Here is a 20,254-nt window from a genome sequence, read left to right on the forward strand (position 1 = left end):
TCAAACGTTAACCAGCGACTGATTAGTTAGTTTCAGTAGTGGTAGTAGTTTGTTTGGTTGTAGTAGTACTAGCAGCTGCTTTTCTGGCATGTGCTTTTTTAGTATGTGCTTTTTTTACTGGTGCTTTTTTTACTAATGCTTTTTTTACTGGTGCTTTTTTAACAGCTGGTTTTACAGTTTTAGCACTGGTGTTTTCAGCTGTAGTAGTTGTAGTAGTGGTGGTGGCTGTAGCTTGTTTAGGAGGGGTAGCAAAGGCAGCAGCAGCAGTTAAACCAAAGATAGCACTTACAACAGCAGCAGTGATTTTTTTCATGACAGATCTCCATTAAAAGTAATTAAAGACAATAACCATCTCGGTTCTTGTTGATGCACAGTATGGCTTTAAATACTTAGGCAAGACTTAGCTAAATGTTGTTTATTGTTAATTTAATGTAATTAAATGTTATTATTTAGAGTAAGTCTAGATTCAAATATTAGTTTAAAATTTAAAATAATATGCTTTTATAACGGTTTATGTTTGATGCGTTGAATAAAGACTATTATTTATATGCTATTGAAATCTGTTCGCTAATAATAAATAAATGAGATTTTTATAGAAAATGGAATTTAATCTTGTCTTAATATGTGGCTTCTATAAGTATAAATATAAAGATATGTAGATTACGTTATTATTAGTTCAGAGTTGATTATTATCTGGAATACCAGTGTATGTTTTCTTTTGACATACACTGGTAAGAATAAATGTCTCAGACAGTGCGCGCAATTTCCGTAAATGCTTCGGCAGCTAAACCCAGTGTATCTGCAATGATTTCACTGCTATGAGCAGCTGAAACAAAACCCGCTTCATATGCTGATGGTGCAAATGCAACGCCGCGTGACAGCATGGCATGGAAAAACTCTTTAAATAATATCTGATTAGTATTTTGCATATCTGCAAAACAGGATGGCAGATTATCAGTAAAGTAGAAACCAAACATTCCGCCTTCACTGCGGCTGCTGAAAGGGATATTGGCTTCACGTGCGATTGCCGTCAGACAATCACTCAACTGTCGGGTATGTTTGCTGAGTGTAGTATAAAAATCGGGTCGTTGTATGATTTCCAGTGTTTTTAGTCCGGCTGCTACGCATACCGGATTACCGGAAAGGGTACCTGCCTGATAAACACCACCTAAAGGCGATATACAGGCCATAATGTCTGCACGGCCACCGAAAGCTGCTACTGGCATACCTCCGCCAATTACTTTGCCAATTGTCGTTAAATCAGGCTTAATACCATGGATAGATTGTGCTCCGCCCAGAGCAACGCGAAAACCGGTCATTACTTCATCGTAAATAAGAACACTTCCGTACTGTTCTGTAAGTTCCCGCAGTGCCTTAATAAACTCTGTTGTAGCGGGTATCATGTTCATATTACCGGCAATTGGTTCGACAATAACACAGGCAATACTGTCGCCCTTGCTGGCAAACGTTTGTTGTAAAGCCTCGACGTCGTTATAAGGTAATACCAGGGTATGGCGGCTGAAATCTTCAGGTACGCCGGCAGAGCTGGGATTACCAAAGGTTAGCAGACCGGATCCGGCCTTAACCAGCAGACTATCTGAATGACCATGATAACAGCCTTCAAATTTAATGATATTGTCCCTGCCGGTAAAACCTCTGGCCAGACGGATTGCACTCATGGTTGCTTCTGTACCTGAACTGACCAGTCGAATCTGCTCCATGCTGGGCATGATATGGCGTATTTCTTCAGCAATTCGGATTTCATTTTCTGTCGGTGCACCAAAAGATAAACCATTTTCGGCCGCCTGACAGACTGCCTGAACAACTTCAGGATGTGCATGACCGACAATGGCTGGTCCCCATGAACCGACATAATCAATATAACTGGTTTGATTTTCATCCCATACATAAGCTCCCTGAGCTTTGTTAATAAAGCGGGGTATGCCGCCGACACTGCCAAAAGCCCGTACAGGAGAATTTACTCCGCCGGGAATAATGGTTTTTGCCTCTTCAAAGAGCTGCTGGTTTCTATCCATGATTATGACCTTTGCTTTATTGGAATATCAGATAACTTGCATTCAGGGATTAATCATACTATCGATTACCCTTAAAGGTTAATTGTCTTTAGCTTTTCGAACAGGAATCCGGAAGATAAAATAAAATATCAGGGTAGCAGTAAGTATTTTTAATGGTGAAATAATTGATTTATTAAATATTCCTATGTAATTTCTTACTATTGATAATTGATTAAGTAAAACTTTCTATTTTCTGAGAAATAAAATTATCTATAGCTGATTGTAAAATCGTAAGTCTCACATACATAAAGACAGAGCTAAGATTTCAGATTTAAAATCTTATAGCTGTATGAAATTTATGTTTTTTAGCTAAATTGATGGATTGAATTCTCAGATTCTGGGGCAACTAAAGGAAAATTATTAAACTAGTGTACGAAGCATATGAATAAAACGCGGAAATTTTGATAAATGCTGCACCCACTGATAAACCATTAAAGTGTAGCTTTCTTGCGCAATAAAGCGTAATTTCGACTGAGTTGCGGTGTAGCGGGTAGTCGGAGTAGGCGAAAGCTGTATATTTAAACCCAGATCACGCGCCATAAAGCAAGCACGTGCCAGATGATATGGATCGCTGACAATAATAAAGCTGTTTAGATCATTATCATCAGCTATGGCTTTTGCATTAACCAGATTCTGCCAGGTGTCACGCGAATGATTTTCATAAATAATATCATTGGCATCAACACCGTTACGGATAGCATAGCGACGTCCGACGGCTGCTTCCGTCATGAAACCGGCTCTGGGGCTGCCACCAGTAAAGAGAATTTTTTTTACTATGCCGGCACGATACAGATTAATGGCATGATTGATACGTTCACGGAAAACTGGTGAAGGGCGCTTATCCCATGCGGCTGCGCCAAGCACGATAGCGGCATCGGCTTCTGTCGGTACTTGCTGCGGATGACTGAGCTGGTAGACTGTAGCAACACTAAAAGCATAGTTGGCACCAACAAATAGGCTGCATCCGGCAATTACAGTGCGCAGACAATACCAAAAACCTAAACGTGTGCCGGAGCTCATTTATTGTTCTAGTAAAGCTTCAATATTCGTTAACGGGCGACCTATAGCGGCATGTTCGCCGTATACAGCTATCGGTCGTTCAATCAGAATCGGATGTGCAGCCATTGCGGCAATCAGAGTATCTTCATCTGCTTCAAGCAGATTCAGTTGTGTGAACAGATCATCTTTACTGCGCATCATTTCCCGTGCTGAATTGATGGCCAGTTTTTGTTTCAGTGAACGAATTTGTGCTTCGGATAAAGGCTCGGTCAGGTAGGGAATGACTTTGGTATTAATATTGCGTACTCGGAGTAAAGACAGGGCAGCGCGCGACTTAGAGCAATTTGGATTATGGTACAGTATGACGGTGTGTGTCATGATTATCCCTGAACTTCTATAAATAAAAAATCTAAATTGGAAGTGTGGACGAAACTTCAAATTTTGACAAGTATTATTAATTATTCTAAAGCTAAAGCTGAATTAATGTGCCGGATGTAAATAAATTATCTGCTTTTGAATATGCATTTCAATTGATTTATACAAAATAAAAATAAATAAACCCCTTACCTGCTAATGTTTTTGCGGCAAAATTGTATATGAATTATTCTATAATAATTGCTATTAAAGGTAATATTAAGGTAATGATATGTTTCCGTCTGCCCAAGTATTGAAAAAAATATTTTTAATTAGCGCACTGTTTCTGAGCTGTATTCGTGTGCATGCTTCAGAATTACAAAACTGGCCTCAGCGTACACCGGCTACTTTACCAACTAATTCCCCGATAATGGTAGTAAATGTCTGGGCAACATGGTGTAAACCTTGTCGTAGTGAAATAGCTATGCTTTCGCGCTGGTATCAGCAACAACGAAATTCAGGAAAGAAAACCATTGCTGTCGTTGGAGTATCTTTAGATAATGATGCAAATTTACAACGCTTTACTCAGCAGGTGTCCGTACCGTATCCGTTATACCGTTATACAGGTTCGGATAGCCGCGCATGGATGCAACGTTTAGGTAATAATATTGGCGGAGTACCTTTTACTCAGGTTCAGGCACCTAAATGCGGTTTTCAGCGGGCATTGATAGGTACACTGAGTGAAATAAAGCTGAATCAAGTGATTGCTGAAGCCAGACGGCAGTGTAAACAGCACAAGGTTCGTTTATAGGTTTTCCTGTAGGTCAAGATTAAAGTGTGTGCCACGGTTCATTTGCTGATTCAGTCCGTCCTGTACCATTAATAGCGCAGTTGCCAGTGACAGCTTATGTTGCTGATTAATGGTTTGCCGATACCAGTATTGTAATATTTTATGCAGCGTGAGCATTTCATCAGTTCGCCGGCAAATTCCAAAATAACGGCTCATAGAGTGTTGCAGTGCTTGCATACTGAAAGAAGGGATATCCTGAGTCGGATGAGGTTGTTCCGGAAAAACAATTTCCTTCCAGGTTAATTCTGATGAATTCATCTGCTGATTGATTGGCCATGTTTGCGAATGTTCTTTAGAAGCAACTATCGATGCTGCGGCATTGCGTCCGGTTACGACACATTCAAGTAAAGAATTACTGGCCAGACGATTGGCACCATGTAGTCCGGTACAGGCAGTTTCACCTATAGCATACAACTGATCTATATCGGTACGCCCATCGGTGTCTGTAACAATGCCGCCACAGGCATAGTGTGCTGCTGGTGCTACCGGAATTAATTCACGAGTGATATCCAGACCCTGTTGCAGACAATGCTGGTAAATTTGCGGGAAATGTGTGCAGATAAAGCTTTCAGGTAAATGAGTGATATCCAGATACACACAGTGATGGCCGGTTTTAGCTATTTCGCTTGCAATGGCGCGTGCAACAATATCACGCGGAGCCAGCTCGGCACGGTTATCGTATTCAGGCATAAAGCGCCGGCCTTGCTGATTACGTAAAATACCTCCTTCACCGCGTACAGCCTCAGAAATCAGAAAACACGGATTTTCAGGTAATGCAAGTGCTGTGGGATGGAACTGTACGAAAGCCAGATTCTGAGTTCTGCAACCAGCCAGAGCCGCTAAAGCAACTCCTTGTCCATTTGCTGTTACCGGATTAGTGGTCAGAGTGAATAATTGTCCCAATCCTCCGGTTGCCAGTACTGTATGCTTAGCCTGAATAGTTACAGTCTCATCAGTTTGTGCCATCTGTACGACTGCTCCGGTACAAACTGAATTTTCATGCACTAAATCGATAACACAGCTATGCGGCAAAATATGAATATTTGGTCGTGCTGATAGTTGTTGCTGGAGTGTATGAGTAATACTGTGACCAGTATGATCAGCCGCATGTACGATACGCCGCCGGCCATGTCCGCCTTCACGTGTCAGATGCAGGCGACCATTCTCACGGGTAAATTCCACGCCATGGACGCATAACCATTCAATAGCACTGTTACCTTCAGCCAGAATCTCGGCAGTCTGTTTTTCATTACAGCAGCCGGCACCGGCTATAAGCGTATCCTTAATATGTTCGGCTACACTGTCTGCCTGATCAATAACGGCTGCTATTCCGCCTTGTGCCAGATTACTGGCACAGGTTGATAAATCTTCTTTTGCCAGCAAAGTAATGTGAAAATTTTCCGGTAAAGATAAGGCCACTGTCAGCCCGGCCAAACCGGCACCAATAATCAAAACATCGGTAGTATTAACAGAGCAGGGTGTGATATTGGTCATGTTGGCTAATCCAGTGAGCAAAAATATCGGGGGAATGGTTTTCTGTATGGTGAGGATTGGTCTTATCTGTATGAAATTCCCGCCATGCAGTTGAAAAATCAAGCATACGCTGTATGGAAATACCAGCCTGTTTACCTAAAGCAGAAGGTAGATCAATTTTATGCTGTTCTGGTTTGCTTAAAGCATCTATACAGGCTTGTAATCCGTTCATGGCCATCCAGGGGCAGAAAGCACAAGACTTGCAGGTGGCACCATTGCCTGCAGTAGGCGCAGCCAGAAAGGTTTTTTCCGGTGCATGTTTATGCATTTCATGTAATATGCCCTGATCTGTCGCTACAATAAATGTATCTGCCGAATCGTGAATTGCTGCCTGCAACAGACGGCTGGTAGAACCTACTACATCAGCTAAAGCGACTACAGCAGCCGGTGATTCAGGATGAACCAGTATTTTGGCATGCGGATAGCGTGCTTTCATTAAAGCCAGTTCCTGACCTTTAAATTCATTATGTACCAGACAGGAACCCTGCCAGAGCACCATATCTGCACCAGTCTGATTCTGAATATATTCTCCAAGATGTCTGTCCGGACCCCAGATAATTTTTTTTCCCTGGGCATGTAAAAAAGAAACAATTTCCAGAGCAATTGACGAAGTAACGACCCAGTCAGCCCTGGCCTTAACTTCGGCACTGGTATTGGCGTAAACCACAACTGTCCTATCCGGATACTGGTTGCAGAAAGCAGTAAATTCTTCTGCCGGACAACCCAGATCAAGAGAGCAGGTGGCTTCAGTATCGGGCATAAGAATAGTTTTTTCCGGACTGAGTATTCGTGCTGTTTCGCCCATAAATTTCACTCCGGCTACCAATAAAGTCTTTGCCAGATGCTGTGCTCCGAAACGTGCCATTTCCAGTGAATCACCAACCATGCCGCCTGTAGCCAGAGCCAGATCCTGTAATTCGGGTTCAACATAGTAATGTGCCAGCATCACAGCCTGCTGTTGCTGTAATAGAGCTTTTACCTGTTCAATATATTTTTGCTTTTGCTGCCGGTCCAATTGCTGTGGAATTTTAGCCCAGGCACATTGCAGCACAGCAGATTCATCTTTAGTAGTTTGTGCAGCATTCTTAGTAGCTGCAACTGATGACAATTGTGGTTTTTCGTAATCGAATGCACGCCATTGATTGGTACTTTGCATAATCGCTCCTGAAAGGAATAATTAATTATGCTCATAATGAGTATATAAGGCAATACGAAAAAACCAAAAACTCGAATAAACTCGACTGAATGTGATAATGAGTTGAATTCAGTTAGATACAACGGTGCTTTTGCGGTAATGTACTCAATCAGTGAATTTTGTTTTTTTGCGACAAATTCTTTACAATTAGTCAGCTTTAATAAAGGAGTTTATCCGCATGCACTCTTCAGCTGAATATTCATCTTCAAGTTATAGCGACAGTGCAGCTGAACTCGTGGCGGTATTGTTTGCTGTTACTGATTTCAGTGCGCGGGTACTTACCATAAACGATGGAAAATTATTGCCATATGGTCCGTTGAAGCCTGTACATCATTCTTTACAGGCTGGTGCCAGAACCTGGGTGCATCAGCAGACAGGTCAGCCATTAGGCTATATGGAACAGTTATATACATTTGTTGATGTCAAACGCAGCCATCATTGTGGCCATGCTGTTATTAATATCAGCTATCTCGGACTGGTGAAAGAAGCTGCTGAGAGTGGTTTGAAGCTGGAAGCCAAATGGCATGACTGGTATGATTTTTTTCCTTGGGAAGACAGCAGACTGCCTCAGCATAAGCAGATCCTTGATCAATTAATCCTGCCGATGCAGAACTGGGTAGATGCTGCTCCGAATCAGGAAATCCGCAATCAGCGTCAGCAGCGCCTGAATTTATGCTGGGGAATAAACGGGCAGCAATGGCTGGCAGAAAATGCTCTGTTGCGTTATGAATTGATGTATGAAGTTGGCATGATTACTGAATCTCCCTATTTCGACGGTCGTCTGCCGGCTATGCTGACCGGTCGCTCCATGCAGTTTAATCATCGCCGTATTCTTGCTACTGCTGTATCTCGTTTACGAGCTAAATTACAGTATCGCCCGGTAATTTTTGATTTAATGCCGCCTCAATTTACTCTATATCAGTTGCAGAGAAGCATAGAGGCGCTGAATGGCGTAGATTTGCATAAACAGAATTTTCGCAGATTAATTAACAATCAGCAGCTGGTTGTGCCAACCGGAACCACAGTAGTGGCTGAGCGCGGACGTCCGGCACAGCTGTACCGTTTTAATGAAAATGTTTTACAGGAAAGTCTGCTCTCCGGTTACAGATTACCATTAATTAATAACCATATTCAGTAATTCGGATAGCATAATTGTCATCAATTCCGTTGATAAAATAGAAATTTTCTGATTAAAAATTTTTGATTCTTGGTTTTAAACAAATAAATCTGATTAATTTGCTGAATTTAAAAACTACCGCTTTTCAAATTTATCTGCTTATTATTTGTTAACGTATTTTCAGACTTTGACTACTGATATATACTCTAAAAGAGTATATATCAGGGCTTAACAATATGATTAGCGATTTACCAGAAATAATTACCCTGCCACTGGTACAGGCTGCACTGTCAGAAGATTTAGGCAGACGCGGAGATGTTACCTCACAGGCTGTGATACCGGCAGACAGGATGGCCGCATTCAGTATTGTAACCAGAGTGCCCGGTGTGGTATGCGGTTTAGAGCTGGCTCGGCAGAGCTTCGCTCTGATGAATGAAAATCTGGAATTTACTGCATACAAAAATGATGGTGATATTACCGCCGCCGGTACAGTGCTGGCCCGGGTTGCCGGTAATGCGCGTGCTATTCTCGCTGCCGAACGCACAGCGTTAAATTTTCTGACGCATCTTAGCGGAATAGCCACTACAACTCATGAAATTCAGAAATCAATAGCCCATACCGGAGCTCAGCTGACGTGTACACGTAAAACCATACCTAATTTGCGTATAGTCCAGAAATATGCAGTAAGAATGGGCGGGGGACGTAACCATCGTATGGGTCTGGATGATGCCATACTGATTAAGGACAATCACATTGCGCTTAGCGGAGGAGATATTATTACAGCTGTTAAGCAGGCTAAATCATATGCCGGCCATTTGATTGCAGTGGAAGTAGAAGTTGACACATTGGAGCAACTGCGTCAGGTTCTGGATGAAGGCGTCAGTTTGGTATTGCTGGATAATATGTCAATAGAAGAAATGCGAACTGCTGTGAGCTGGTGTAAGGGACATTGTCAGACTGAGGCTTCAGGTAATTTGCGGCCTGATACTGTGGTAGCTGCTGCAGAAACAGGCGTAGATTTTCTGGCGATGGGCTATCTGACCCACAGCGCACGTTATCTGGATATTGGTCTGGATTATGCAGATAATCAGAATATTCTGAAAAAGTGAAAATAATCAAAATTTTGTTTTAGAACAAATATTATATCATCATTAATTAGTACAATAATATGTCTTTTATAAGAATAAATATTATTTAATAATGAAAAAACTAATTATTTGGTATAGCTGTTTTTGTTTGTTGCTGCCATTAACTGCGTATGCTGTGGTAGTCAATGATGTTACCGGTATGACGCCGGTACAGATGGCCTCTGTGATACAGCCGGAATCAACCGAAGAGGTTGCAGAGCTGGTTAAGCACACAACCGGTCCCATTAGTATAGCTGGTGGTAAATACAGTATGGGCGGCCAAACTGCAGTTCAGAATGGCGTACAAATAGATACTCAAAAACTCAATCATGTAATTGCTTTTAATCCTGAACAAAAACTTTTAACTATAGAAGCAGGTGCAAACTGGCGTCAGGTACAGGAGCTGATTGATCCATATGGATTATCTGTGAAAATCATGCAAAGTCTGGCTGACTTTAGTATCGGTGGTTCTTTAAGTGTTAATATACATGGTCGATATATGGGGGCAGGTCCTATTATTCTGTCTGTTGAGCAAATTAAAATAGTACTGGCAGATGGTTCAATAGTTTTAGCCAGTCCGCAAGAAAATTCGGATATTTATTATGGTGCTATTGGTGGCTATGGTGCACTGGGAGTTATCACAGAAGTGACATTACGCCTTACTGAAAATGTAAAAGTAAAACGAATTAATGATGTGATGCCGATTAGTCAGTATTCCTCTTATTTCTCTGAGCAGATTCGTTCTGACAGAACGGCCATATTTCATAATGCCATTATTTATCCTCCTGATTTCAAAAAGGTTAGGGCAGTGACTTTTAAGCAGACTGATGAACCATTAACCATTTCTGCCCGTTTAAGACCTCTTTCTGCATCAACACGCAAACGCCAAAGACAATTGAAAATTGTTGCGGCATCGGATTTTGGTAAAGAATTGCGCAAATTATATGATAATGCCTATTTTGTAAAACAGCCAGTAATGATGCGTAATTATGAAGCCAGTTTAGCAGTAGAGCTTTTAGAGCCTATTTCCATGCACGATAAAAGTTTTGCTTTGGAAGAATATTTCATACCGGTAGAAAAGTTTGATGATTTTTATCCGCAGATGATCGACATCCTGAAAAAGCATCAGGCAAATATTATCAATATCTCTATTCGCCATGCTAATCCTGATAGTGGTTCTTTGCTGGCATGGGCTCAAACTGAGGTATTTACTTTTGTGATTTATTATCAGCAAGGAACTGATGAACAGAGTAAAAAGCAGGTAGGAATATGGACACGGGAATTAATAGATGCGGCATTAGCAAACGGAGGTACTTATTATTTACCTTATCAATTGCATGCAACTGAGGAGCAATTTCAGCGTGCATACCCACGGGCAGCAGAATTTTTTAAGCTTAAAGAGCGCTTAGATCCGGAGAATAAATTCAGTAATCTATTTCTGGAGCGGTACCGTCCGGCAACGGCTCACTAGACATAGGGTTTGAACTTAGCTTTGAGCGAATTGAATATTTCCAGAATAGAGATGAAAAACTGATGTGGTATATTATCGCCACACCAGTAATCAGAAAAAAAGTTGATTATCCGTAGCGGCGCTGAAATTCCTGCATGAACTCCACTAAAGCTTCAACCCCTTGTATGGGCATGGCATTATAAATACTCGCCCGCATTCCGCCCATTGATTTATAGCCTTGTAATCCGCTCAAACCATGAGCATTGGCTTGCAGTACAAATAATTTATCCAGCTCTTTTGTAGGTGTATGGAAAATAACATTCATCTGTGAGCGTGCATGTTGTTTCACATTATTGATATAAAATCCATTGCTGTTATCGATGGCAGAATACAAAGTTTCAGCTTTAAGGGTATTAATGGCTTCCATCTGTTCCACACCACCGTGAGTTTGCAGCCAGCGAAATACCAGACCTGAAATATAAATCGGGTAAGTTGCCGGAGTGTTGTACATTCCCTGCCGGCTAATATGACTTTGATAATTCCACACATCAGGTATTCGTTCAGAACAACGATCAAGCAGATCTTCCCGAATAATCACAATAGTAGCACCTGATGGTCCGATATTTTTTTGTGCACCGGCATAAATAACGCCAAAATCTGCCACATTTACCGGTCGTGATAAAATTTCGCTCGACATATCGCAGATGACAGGGGGCAAACCATCTGGTTTGGGAATATTGCGATATTGCAGACCATGTACTGTTTCATTAATGCAGTAATGAACAAAAGCAGAATTTGGATCCACATCCCAGCTTTCAACTGGCGGTACATCTGTGTAGTTATATAAATCACCACCATGTGCTGCCAGATGTATTTCTGCATCGGAAAGTTTACCCATCTGGCTGTGTGCGATACGGCTCCAGTTACCGGAGACTACTGAATCAACCCGCTTAAAACCATTGGCCAGATTCATCACGACCATATTGAACTGGGCACTGGCACCGCCCTGCATGAACAAAACTTTATAGTTGTCCGGAATATGCATAAGCTGGCGCAGATCCTGCTCGGCATGGTGCAGAATACTGATAAAAGCATCTGATCGATGGCTCATGGTCATGACTGAGCAACCAGTACCGTTATAATCCAGCATTTCAGCCTGTGCTGTTTCTAATACGGCCTCTGGCAGTATTGCAGGACCGGCAGAAAAATTGTATGTGTTCAGTGTTGTCATGAATAAATTTAAACCTGTTACAGAAATGTACTGTTGTTGATTAATTTCAGTGCGTTTGATGGTTGTGTATACACCGGCAGTCTGTTTACAGATTAATGTTGCAATCTGTCAGTGAACTGGTGAAATTCTAGTTGCTTGATAATGGGAACGCAAATACAAAACCGTTTTGCATGTAAAGTAGCAAAAGTATGGTTATTTCTGCCTGTTAGTATAATGGATTTAGTTTAAACCACTTTTTTTTTACGTTTGAACAGGTAATTTTTCTATAAATAATCGGATTTATTCTGAGATAAGCCATCAGTCTTATCTTTATATTCAGCCCTCACTGCTTTTATCCAGCGGAATAATATTGGTTGCTCCCAGTTTTTGTAGTTCCTGTAATACATATTCCCAGGCTTCTGGCAAAAAAGCAGAATTTTCACCATGAGTTTTCAGACCGAATTCCAGACGGTAATAATGTATTTGTTCTTCTGCCGGTAAATCATCACGAATGGTGGGTAAACTAAAAGTTTTAATCCCGGACCAGTTTTGTTCAATTGCTTCCATTAATGGCGTAATTTTGGATTCAGGCACACCATCAACCAGAGCTGCTTTAGTCACCAGTTTCTGCCGGAAAAAATTCTGCTGGTAATATTGATTCAGCACCCACTGTGCCATAGGGTGTGCCATTCGGGGAAAGCCCGGGAAAAAATAGTGCTCATTGATTGAAAAACCGGCAATGTTATTGAAGGGATTCGGAATCAGTGCTGAGCCCTGCGGAAACTCAGCCATTTTTGCCCGTTGTAAATGTGCAGGGCTGTCAAGTGAATCTCCCTGTTTCAGTGAAATGGTTTCAATTGCTTTCAGTGCTTCCGGATGAGGTGTTAACGGCAGGTTTAGTGCCTTTGCACAGGCCTGACGAGTATGGTCATCTGGTGTGGCACCTATGCCGCCGGTAACAAAAACAGGTATTTTTTCTTTAAATGATTCAATAAGCTGTCTGGTAATAACTGCCTGATCATCTGGTAAATATTGCGCCCAGGCCATATATAAACCGTGTTGTTGTAATAATTGTTTGAAAAAAACAAAATGGCTGTCCTGACGCGAACCATTCAGAATTTCATCACCAATTATAATGATACCGAATTGCATACGAATACTCCTGTATTTGCGGCAGTTGTTGCATGATAGCTATAACCTGTCTGCCGAATAAAACATGAATGTTGTTTTATGTGTTGAATTATTTTAATGTGCAAGTGTAGTGTTATTTTAGCAAGGATGTACTTATGAATATCAAAAAATTAGCAGTTTCCGCTCTGATTGCCGGCAGTCTTGCGGCCTGTGCACATACATCTGACCGTAAGGTAAGTATGCGTGCCGTCACTGTTCCGCAGTTAAGCGCCTATGACTGGCAGCTGGCTGAAGCTACTGACCGGCATGGTCGGCCGTTACCCGGTTTTGCAGCCGGCTCATCTATGACAATGAATTTTTCCGGTCAGCGGCTAAATGTTACCGGTGGCTGTAATAATATCAGTTCTAACTATCAGTTAAATGATCAGGATATGCAAATTCAGGCTCCGGTAAGCACTATGAAAGCCTGTGCGCCTGATATTATGGCGCAGGACTCTGCAGTTGTGGCTTTTATGAATGGTCAGAAATTACATGCAGGGCTGCTTAATGCTGAGAATGACCAGAATGCGCAGCCAGAATTATGGATTGAAAACCGGCGTGGCGAACATTTGCTCTGGCGCGGTGTCCCTGCTGCCGTTGCTCAATATGGTCAGCCTGCTGTGGTATTTTGGGAAATAAGCCCGCAAACGCAAACCTGCCAAACTGCACAGGGGGCAGCTCAGTGTTTGAAAGTCAGAGAAATTAGCTACAATGATCAGGGCGTTAAGGTTAAAACTGGTGTATGGCGTAATTTTGCCGGCAAGATTGATGGCTGGCAGTTTAATCCGCAGGAAAATCAGGTATTACGTCTGAATGTATATGAGGTTAAATCGGCTGATGTAACGGGTACTGCTGCAGATAACCAATATGTTTATAAACTGGATCAGATAATCGAACGCTCAGTAGTGAAGTCTCCGAAGCATAAACATAAATAAAGTTTTCTATATTAGATAAATAAAAAGGCAATGAAAAAAATCATTGCCTTTTTATTTAACGGATATTTTGTATTCAATATATCCTAAAAAGTTGAGAATTTACTGTTGTAAATAAACATCCGGCTGACTGTTGGCATTATTCAGTATTAATGTTTTTCTGCCATTATGCTGAGTAATTTTACCTTTACGGGTAACTGATTTGCTTTTTCCATCTTTGTTAATCTGATTCTGATAAGTAAAATTCTGATTCGGATCAATGCGGAAAGATGTCGTTTCGCTATATTGATGACACTCTGGCTGTTTGCAGTTTTTAAAAAGCCTAACCTGATTATCGTCCTGAATAACTGATGCGGATAATCTGTCGATTTCTTTTTCAATTTGCTGTTGCTGATGATACATTTGAGCTAAGATTTTATCTGCATCATCAAATTCATTATTATCAGCAAAGTTTTTATGGCTGGCTGCCAGAACTGGGTTAAACTGTAAACCGATTGTGACAGTTAACAGAAATAATTTCAGTATCTTCATATACTCACCCTTGATTAAATTTATAAAAATTTAATATTAATATCTTTGTATATCTCATTAATTTTGAAAATAAGTGAGAAATATATAATTGATTTCACAGAAATTTTAAAAGGGTTTGCAATCTTTATTTTCTTTATTGCAAAGTGACCACCCTTCTACAGAATTATAGACAACATTTTTGGTTTCTCCTGAATTTGCCTCAGTTGGTGTGGCTGTCAAAGTATAACTACTTTCTTTATAAGCTCCTCTTATGGTAAAGAATGTTTCGCTTCTTTTTTTGGTCAGCTGAGCATCAGTATAGGTATTGAATGTTTTATTCAAGGAGTAATAACGTTCTAATAAGCTAATATTTTCTGACATGTCGGCTCTGACATTTTCTTCTCGTGCCTTAATCACATAATTCTGATATGTGGGATAGGCAATTGCAGCGAGTATGCCAATAATAGCCAAAGTAATCAATAAATCAATAATAGTAAAACCATAAGTGTGGCGTCGCATCACGTTCTCTTTCTTTTAAAATGCTTATGATTAATTGTTTTCAACAATAGTATTGTCAGGCTGTACCAGCACATATGGCATAACAACTACTGCCCACATTGGCTGGTTACAATCATAATATTGTTGCGCCATTATATCGCTTACTTTACCAATTTTACCTTCTTGAATCAAAAGTGCAATGGCAGCGGAGTTATCAGTAGCTATCATGTGGGCTATATTGACCAAATCCAGTTCTGGTGCAACATATATGCAAACACCCCGTGCAAAGTGAGTTTGCAGTTCATGCCAGTTGATACGGGCAGTTTCCAGATTGAGTTTCTGTTCTAATGGCAGAGGATGGCTTGAAGTAAGATTATTCGAATGCATGGGTAGATAAACATTATTTGTAAAAGCATTCCGTTTTAAATTCATATACGGAATGCCTGCTCATGATTAATTAATTTAATTATTTTGCCGGTGCGGATGCGGGTTGAGTAGCTTGAATACCCCATGATTCAGGGTACTTATAGCCGGCAAAGCGCTTGAATGCATATTGTTTAAATGCAGCTGAATTATATGCGGCTGTTATGTCTTTTACCCATTGGCTGTCTTTATCAGCAGTGCGGATTGCTGACCAGTTAACATAAGTATAGCCGGGTTCCAGATACAGGGCGGATGTAAATTTTAAGCCAGAACTGGTCGCAAAATTACCATTGATCACTGCAAAATCAACATCATGACGCGAACGAGGTAATTGAGCAGCTTCCAATGGTACCAGTTTGATGTTTTTATTATTACCGGCTATGTCGGCAAGTGAAGCTTTAAGAGAATTAATATCGGTTTTCAGGGTAATCCAGCCTAGCTTGTCCAGCATAACGAGAGCACGTGCTAGATTGGACGGATCATTGGGTACAGAAACACTGGAGCCTTCTTTTACTGCACTCAGTTCATGCATCCGGCCGGCATATATTCCAAGCGGACCAGTAGGAACCTGAAATGCCGGCATAATATCTAAGTGGCGTGATTGGGCAAAATCATCCAGATAGGGTTTATGCTGGAAAATATTGATGTCAATAGATTTATCTGCTAATGCCAGATTAGGGCGCACATAATCAGTAAATTCGAGTAATTGTACCCGATATCCCTGCTTTTCCAGTTCTGGTTTTACCTGATCTCTGACCATATCGGCAAAATCGCCTACAGTAGTGCCGATAATAATTTCTTTTTTATTTTGTTCAGTGGAAGCTGCAGATTGAGTGTTTTTTTCGCCGCTACAGGACGCCAGAGTGAGGATACACAAACTTAATAAAAGGAATTTCAAATAACTTTTCACTATGATTCTTTCTTTTTTATGTTTTAAAAATTGAAACGGATATTGACTATATTGATACTGTTTTCTCTTTACTATTACAGTCAGATATAGGCGTAAACACATATATACTGGGCCAGGCTGCCTAACAAAACAAATAAATGCCAGATACCATGTCCATGACGGATTTTTTCATCATTGACAAACCAGTATATGCCAATGCTGTATGCCAGCCCGCCGGCAGTCAGCCAGAATAACCCTGGTGCAGACATCCGGTGAATCAACGGATAAATAGCAACAATAATCAGCCAGCCCATAATCAGATACAGGACTAATGACAGAATGCGGGTTTCACTTTTACGTCCGATAGTCACTTCCTGAATAATACCAAATATTGCCAGTCCCCATGATATGCCAAAAATTGACCAGCCCCAGCCTCCGTGTAATGTGGTAAGGGTAAATGGTGTATAACTGCCTGCAATTAACAGATAAATCGCACAATGATCAAATTTTTGTAACACCGCTTTGGCTCGATGAGAATAAATAGAATGATAAAGTGTAGATATACCATATAAGAATATCAGACTGGCACCATAAATAGCCGAGCTGACAATACGGTAAGCATCTCCGTACATGGCGGATTTAATTAATAAAAATACGGTGCCTGTGATGGCGAGAATAAAACCGATAAAATGAGAGTACGCATTAAAGCGTTCACCGCGATACATATTTTGCTTGCTAAGGTAATTTGTGAGATGACTATCGTTTCACTAGCGCCCTAAAGGTGCAAGTGTTTTTTATTTTTATTATTGTGCCGGTATTTATCCGCGTGCAGGTCTATGGCTGTTCAACTGCTTGCAAGCACAGTAAAATAGACAATTTTGCAGACTATCAGAAATTTCTCGTCATGCTGACTTTTCAGGAAATTATTTTTACATTACAAAACTATTGGGCTAAACAGGGCTGCGTGGTGTTACAGCCATTGGATATGGAGGTAGGAGCGGGTACCAGCCATCCGGCAACCTGTTTGCGTGCACTGGGGCCGGAACCATGGTTTGCAGCTTATGTGCAGCCGTCACGCCGTCCTAAGGATGGGCGTTATGGTGAAAATCCAAATCGTCTGCAACATTATTATCAGTTTCAGGTCGCTCTGAAGCCTGCTCCTGATAATATTCAGGAGTTATATCTGGCATCTTTACAGGAACTGGGTATAGATCCCTGTCAGCATGATATCCGTTTTGTTGAAGATGACTGGGAAAATCCGACTCTGGGTGCCTGGGGACTTGGCTGGGAAGTCTGGCTCAATGGTATGGAAGTGACTCAGTTTACTTATTTCCAGCAGGTAGGCGGTATGGATTGTTCGCCTGTATTGGGTGAAATTACCTATGGTATTGAACGGCTGGCAATGTATCTGCAGGGTGTTGAAAATGTCTATGATCTGGTTTGGGCTAAAACTCATGACGGTCGGATTGTCACCTATGGTGATGTATATCATCAGAATGAAGTCGAGCAGTCTACTTATAATTTTGAATTCAGTAATGCAGAATGGTTACTGGCACAGTTTAATTATTATGAAACCGAAGCTAAACGTCTGCTGGCTGTAGAGGATGTCAGTCTTGCATTACCAGCCTATGAATTAGTACTTAAGGCAGGACATACGTTTAATTTGCTTGATGCACGCGGCGCTATTTCTGTAACCGAGCGGGCGGCTTATATCGGTCGAGTTCGTGCTTTAAGCCGTGCAGTTGCACAAAAATATGTTGAAAGCCGTGAAAAACTTGGTTTTCCGTTACTGAATAAAAATACTACTAATCAGACTGCCTGAAACTGAATGAAAGTAATACTTGCATGAATGCTCCTTTATTAATTGAACTGCGTACTGAAGAATTGCCGCCAAAGGCACTGAATAATCTGGGTGAAAGTCTGGCCGCCGGCGTTGTTGAGGGTCTGGAAAAGGCACAGCTGATTAGTGGTGTGGCTGATTATCAGGTATTTGCTGCACCCAGACGGCTGGGTGTTCTGGTGCAAAATGTTAAAGCGGTGCAGGCAGACCAGCAAATTGTGAAAAAAGGTCCAAGTGTAACAGCGGGTATGAAAGATGGTGAGCCTACCAGGGCTTTGCAGGGATTTGCTCGCAGTAATCAGGTAGAAATCAGTCAGCTTAGCCAGATTAATGATGGCAAACAAATGGTATTTGCCTATGAATATACTCAGGCTGGTTTACCACTGAATGCCTTGTTAAGTGATATATTGAATCAATCCATCAAAAAACTGCCTATTCCGAAAGTGATGCACTGGGGTAGCAGTACCTTTACTTTTGTCCGGCCTGTACATGGACTGGTGATGATGCATGGTACTGAAACGGTTACTGGCAGTGTCTTGGGATTAGACAGCCAGAACTGGACTTTAGGTCACCGTTTCCTGAGTAAAGACAGAATTATTTTTAACCATGCTTCAGATTATGAAAAAGTATTATTGGAGCAGGGTAAAGTAGTGGTCAGCTTTGCCGAGCGCCGAGCCCGTATTGAACAGGGTTTAACTGTAGCGGCTGATGCACTTCATGCTCAGGTAGCCTATGCAGAAGGCTTGCTGGATGAAGTTACAGCTTTGGTTGAATGGCCGGTAGTTTTACAGGCAGGTTTTGATGAGCGCTTTTTACAAGTGCCGCAGGAATGTCTGATTTTAACCATGCAGCAAAATCAGAAGTATTTTCCGCTGTTAAACAGTGATGGCAAACTAATTAATCGTTTCCTGCTGGTATCTAATCTGCAAACAGAAAATCCAGTACATATTATTCATGGAAATGAGCGTGTATTACGAGCCCGTCTGGCAGATGCCGAGTTTTTCTATCGTCAGGATCAGAAAACGACTCTTGAAAGTCGTCTGCCTCGTCTGCAAAACGTGGTTTATCACAATAAGCTGGGTAGTGTTGCAGAAAGAGTTCAGCGTATTACTCAGCTGGCAAAAGCTATTGCACCACTACTTAATGCTGATGTAGATAAGGCTGTACGTGCTGCTGAGCTGGCTAAAGCTGATTTACTGACCGACATGGTAGGGGAGTTCCCTGAGCTACAGGGAACTATGGGTAAATACTATGCTTTGCATGATGGTGAAAATGCTGATGTTGCTGTAGCAATTGAGCAACATTACTGGCCGCGTTTTGCTAATGATGCTTTACCGGACAATTTAACTGGTACAGTGGTTGCTCTGGCCGATAAACTGGAAACTTTGATTGGTATCTGGGGTATCGGACTTATTCCGACAGGCGATAAAGATCCGTATGCATTGCGCCGCAGTGCACTGGGTATTTTACGAATGCTGATGCAGCATAATCTGGCACTGATGCCATTATTACAGGCAGCATTTGATACATTTGCTTCAGGCAGACTGGCTGAAAATACTGTCAGTGAAGTGGCCGGGTTTATGCAGGCCAGACTGGCAATTCTGTTACAGAATTCCTTTGCACAGGATGTGGTGGCTGCTGTACTGGCCGGTAAAGTAGAAAATCTGGGTGAGCTGGAAGCCAGACTTGCCGCAGTAACCCGCTTTAAACAGCTGGATGAAGCTACTGCACTGATTGCAGCTAATAAACGTGTTCATAATTTACTGAAAAAAGCCGATATTTCTGCTTTATCCGCTGTTAATCCGGATCTTTTGCAGCAGCAGGATGAAAAACAGCTTTATCAGGCAACTGAGCAGGTTGCAGAAAAAATTCAAGCTGTGCTGAAACGGCAGGATTTTGCTCAGGCATTAACCGAGCTGGCCGGAATTAAAGAAAAAGTGGATGCATTCTTTACTAATGTGATGGTAATGGATGAAAATGAAGCTATTAAGAATAACCGTCTGGCTTTATTACTGTGTTTATCTCAGCAGATGAATGCTGTGGCCGATATTGCCTTATTAAGTGAGTAAATAATAGCAGACA

20 protein-coding genes are annotated in these 20,254 nt (G+C 41.4%); 7 read left to right on the forward strand and 13 right to left on the reverse strand.

Annotated elements, in window-relative coordinates; all coding sequences use genetic code 11:
- Positions 1-22: 22 nt before the first annotated feature.
- The 4 genes from H3V11_RS06890 to arsC all read right to left on the reverse strand — a co-directional run bounded on the left by H3V11_RS06890 (position 23) and on the right by arsC (position 3,452).
- Positions 23-313 (reverse strand): hypothetical protein, encoded by a 291-nt coding sequence (locus H3V11_RS06890; RefSeq protein WP_198224308.1) that lies wholly within the window; start codon positions 311-313, stop codon positions 23-25.
- Between the two features lie 433 nt (positions 314-746).
- Positions 747-2,036, reverse strand: a complete 1,290-nt coding sequence (hemL, locus tag H3V11_RS06895; protein ID WP_198223969.1) for a glutamate-1-semialdehyde 2,1-aminomutase — start codon at positions 2,034-2,036, stop codon at positions 747-749.
- Between the two features lie 399 nt (positions 2,037-2,435).
- Positions 2,436-3,095, reverse strand: a complete 660-nt coding sequence (locus H3V11_RS06900; protein WP_198223971.1) for a YdcF family protein — start codon at positions 3,093-3,095, stop codon at positions 2,436-2,438.
- Positions 3,096-3,452, reverse strand: a complete 357-nt coding sequence (arsC, locus tag H3V11_RS06905; RefSeq protein WP_025330570.1) for an arsenate reductase (glutaredoxin) — start codon at positions 3,450-3,452, stop codon at positions 3,096-3,098.
- Between the two features lie 268 nt (positions 3,453-3,720).
- Between arsC and H3V11_RS06910 the strand changes: the two genes are divergently transcribed.
- On the forward strand, positions 3,721-4,239 hold the full coding sequence (locus tag H3V11_RS06910) for a TlpA disulfide reductase family protein (RefSeq protein ID WP_198223973.1): 519 nt from the start codon (positions 3,721-3,723) through the stop codon (positions 4,237-4,239).
- Here the strand turns inward: H3V11_RS06910 and nadB are convergent.
- Complete coding sequence (gene nadB / locus H3V11_RS06915) at positions 4,234-5,772, reverse strand: L-aspartate oxidase (protein ID WP_198223974.1); 1,539 nt, start codon at positions 5,770-5,772, stop codon at positions 4,234-4,236. The two genes, H3V11_RS06910 and nadB, sit on opposite strands and share 6 nt — an antisense overlap.
- A complete protein-coding gene (gene nadA, locus H3V11_RS06920) occupies positions 5,744-6,967 on the reverse strand; it encodes a quinolinate synthase NadA (protein ID WP_198223976.1) in 1,224 nt (407 codons plus the stop codon). The genes nadB and nadA overlap by 29 nt, the downstream gene beginning before the upstream one ends.
- A 217-nt stretch (positions 6,968-7,184) precedes the next feature.
- Between nadA and H3V11_RS06925 the strand changes: the two genes are divergently transcribed.
- The 3 genes from H3V11_RS06925 to H3V11_RS06935 all read left to right on the forward strand — a co-directional run bounded on the left by H3V11_RS06925 (position 7,185) and on the right by H3V11_RS06935 (position 10,721).
- On the forward strand, positions 7,185-8,144 hold the full coding sequence (locus H3V11_RS06925) for a hypothetical protein (protein ID WP_198223978.1): 960 nt from the start codon (positions 7,185-7,187) through the stop codon (positions 8,142-8,144).
- A 215-nt stretch (positions 8,145-8,359) separates the two neighbouring features.
- Positions 8,360-9,232 (forward strand): carboxylating nicotinate-nucleotide diphosphorylase, encoded by an 873-nt coding sequence (gene nadC, locus H3V11_RS06930; RefSeq protein ID WP_198223980.1) that lies wholly within the window; start codon positions 8,360-8,362, stop codon positions 9,230-9,232.
- Positions 9,233-9,323: 91 nt separating this feature from the next.
- A complete protein-coding gene (locus H3V11_RS06935) occupies positions 9,324-10,721 on the forward strand; it encodes an FAD-binding oxidoreductase (RefSeq protein ID WP_198223982.1) in 1,398 nt (465 codons plus the stop codon).
- A 106-nt stretch (positions 10,722-10,827) separates the two neighbouring features.
- On the opposite strand, the gene serC is transcribed toward H3V11_RS06935, so the two are convergent.
- Together serC and H3V11_RS06945 are read right to left on the reverse strand one after the other, a co-directional pair.
- The gene (gene serC / locus H3V11_RS06940) at positions 10,828-11,931 is read right to left on the reverse strand and encodes a 3-phosphoserine/phosphohydroxythreonine transaminase (RefSeq protein ID WP_198211186.1); all 1,104 of its coding nucleotides are present in this window, start codon (positions 11,929-11,931) and stop codon (positions 10,828-10,830) included.
- Between the two features lie 315 nt (positions 11,932-12,246).
- Complete coding sequence (locus H3V11_RS06945) at positions 12,247-13,062, reverse strand: molybdopterin-binding protein (RefSeq protein ID WP_198223984.1); 816 nt, start codon at positions 13,060-13,062, stop codon at positions 12,247-12,249.
- 134 nt (positions 13,063-13,196) lie between these two features.
- Here H3V11_RS06945 and H3V11_RS06950 point away from each other — a divergent pair, with 134 nt between their 5' ends.
- Complete coding sequence (locus H3V11_RS06950) at positions 13,197-14,015, forward strand: DUF4377 domain-containing protein (RefSeq protein ID WP_084587068.1); 819 nt, start codon at positions 13,197-13,199, stop codon at positions 14,013-14,015.
- A 99-nt stretch (positions 14,016-14,114) separates the two neighbouring features.
- On the opposite strand, the gene H3V11_RS06955 is transcribed toward H3V11_RS06950, so the two are convergent.
- From H3V11_RS06955 to H3V11_RS06975, 5 genes are all read right to left on the reverse strand, one after another.
- Positions 14,115-14,543 carry a hypothetical protein gene (locus H3V11_RS06955; protein ID WP_198223986.1) on the reverse strand — a complete coding sequence of 143 codons (429 nt, stop codon included), beginning with the start codon at positions 14,541-14,543 and terminating at the stop codon, positions 14,115-14,117.
- 105 nt (positions 14,544-14,648) lie between these two features.
- Complete coding sequence (locus tag H3V11_RS11880; RefSeq protein WP_198223988.1) at positions 14,649-15,041, reverse strand: type IV pilin protein; 393 nt, start codon at positions 15,039-15,041, stop codon at positions 14,649-14,651.
- A 30-nt stretch (positions 15,042-15,071) separates the two neighbouring features.
- Positions 15,072-15,452, reverse strand: a complete 381-nt coding sequence (locus tag H3V11_RS06965; RefSeq protein WP_025330581.1) for a DUF2288 domain-containing protein — start codon at positions 15,450-15,452, stop codon at positions 15,072-15,074.
- 34 nt (positions 15,453-15,486) lie between these two features.
- Positions 15,487-16,359 carry a MetQ/NlpA family ABC transporter substrate-binding protein gene (locus H3V11_RS06970; RefSeq protein ID WP_370570179.1) on the reverse strand — a complete coding sequence of 291 codons (873 nt, stop codon included), beginning with the start codon at positions 16,357-16,359 and terminating at the stop codon, positions 15,487-15,489.
- A gap of 74 nt (positions 16,360-16,433) precedes the next feature.
- Positions 16,434-17,057 (reverse strand): hemolysin III family protein, encoded by a 624-nt coding sequence (locus H3V11_RS06975; protein ID WP_037475569.1) that lies wholly within the window; start codon positions 17,055-17,057, stop codon positions 16,434-16,436.
- A gap of 179 nt (positions 17,058-17,236) precedes the next feature.
- On the opposite strand from H3V11_RS06975, the gene glyQ reads away from it, so the two are divergent.
- Together glyQ and glyS are read left to right on the forward strand one after the other, a co-directional pair.
- Positions 17,237-18,154 (forward strand): glycine--tRNA ligase subunit alpha, encoded by a 918-nt coding sequence (glyQ, locus tag H3V11_RS06980; protein WP_037392164.1) that lies wholly within the window; start codon positions 17,237-17,239, stop codon positions 18,152-18,154.
- A gap of 23 nt (positions 18,155-18,177) precedes the next feature.
- Positions 18,178-20,241, forward strand: a complete 2,064-nt coding sequence (gene glyS / locus H3V11_RS06985) for a glycine--tRNA ligase subunit beta (RefSeq protein ID WP_084586307.1) — start codon at positions 18,178-18,180, stop codon at positions 20,239-20,241.
- Positions 20,242-20,254: the final 13 nt, after the last annotated feature.

The sequence above is a fragment of the Snodgrassella sp. W8158 genome (genome assembly GCF_016100435.1).
In the GTDB taxonomy this organism is placed as follows: domain Bacteria; phylum Pseudomonadota; class Gammaproteobacteria; order Burkholderiales; family Neisseriaceae; genus Snodgrassella; species Snodgrassella alvi.

Coding starts and splice junctions, on each gene's coding strand:
- H3V11_RS06955 (WP_198223986.1), bottom strand. CDS start 14,543: ATGAAGATACTGAAATTATTTCTGTTAACTGTCACAATCGGTTTACAG.
- nadA (WP_198223976.1), bottom strand. CDS start 6,967: ATGCAAAGTACCAATCAATGGCGTGCATTCGATTACGAAAAACCACAA.
- arsC (WP_025330570.1), bottom strand. CDS start 3,452: ATGACACACACCGTCATACTGTACCATAATCCAAATTGCTCTAAGTCG.
- serC (WP_198211186.1), bottom strand. CDS start 11,931: ATGACAACACTGAACACATACAATTTTTCTGCCGGTCCTGCAATACTG.
- H3V11_RS06935 (WP_198223982.1), top strand. CDS start 9,324: ATGAAAAAACTAATTATTTGGTATAGCTGTTTTTGTTTGTTGCTGCCA.
- H3V11_RS06925 (WP_198223978.1), top strand. CDS start 7,185: ATGCACTCTTCAGCTGAATATTCATCTTCAAGTTATAGCGACAGTGCA.
- H3V11_RS06965 (WP_025330581.1), bottom strand. CDS start 15,452: ATGAATTTAAAACGGAATGCTTTTACAAATAATGTTTATCTACCCATG.
- H3V11_RS06900 (WP_198223971.1), bottom strand. CDS start 3,095: ATGAGCTCCGGCACACGTTTAGGTTTTTGGTATTGTCTGCGCACTGTA.
- H3V11_RS06890 (WP_198224308.1), bottom strand. CDS start 313: ATGAAAAAAATCACTGCTGCTGTTGTAAGTGCTATCTTTGGTTTAACT.
- nadB (WP_198223974.1), bottom strand. CDS start 5,772: ATGACCAATATCACACCCTGCTCTGTTAATACTACCGATGTTTTGATT.
- H3V11_RS06950 (WP_084587068.1), top strand. CDS start 13,197: ATGAATATCAAAAAATTAGCAGTTTCCGCTCTGATTGCCGGCAGTCTT.
- hemL (WP_198223969.1), bottom strand. CDS start 2,036: ATGGATAGAAACCAGCAGCTCTTTGAAGAGGCAAAAACCATTATTCCC.
- H3V11_RS06945 (WP_198223984.1), bottom strand. CDS start 13,062: ATGCAATTCGGTATCATTATAATTGGTGATGAAATTCTGAATGGTTCG.
- nadC (WP_198223980.1), top strand. CDS start 8,360: ATGATTAGCGATTTACCAGAAATAATTACCCTGCCACTGGTACAGGCT.
- H3V11_RS06975 (WP_037475569.1), bottom strand. CDS start 17,057: ATGTATCGCGGTGAACGCTTTAATGCGTACTCTCATTTTATCGGTTTT.
- glyQ (WP_037392164.1), top strand. CDS start 17,237: ATGCTGACTTTTCAGGAAATTATTTTTACATTACAAAACTATTGGGCT.
- H3V11_RS06910 (WP_198223973.1), top strand. CDS start 3,721: ATGTTTCCGTCTGCCCAAGTATTGAAAAAAATATTTTTAATTAGCGCA.
- H3V11_RS11880 (WP_198223988.1), bottom strand. CDS start 15,041: ATGCGACGCCACACTTATGGTTTTACTATTATTGATTTATTGATTACT.
- glyS (WP_084586307.1), top strand. CDS start 18,178: ATGAATGCTCCTTTATTAATTGAACTGCGTACTGAAGAATTGCCGCCA.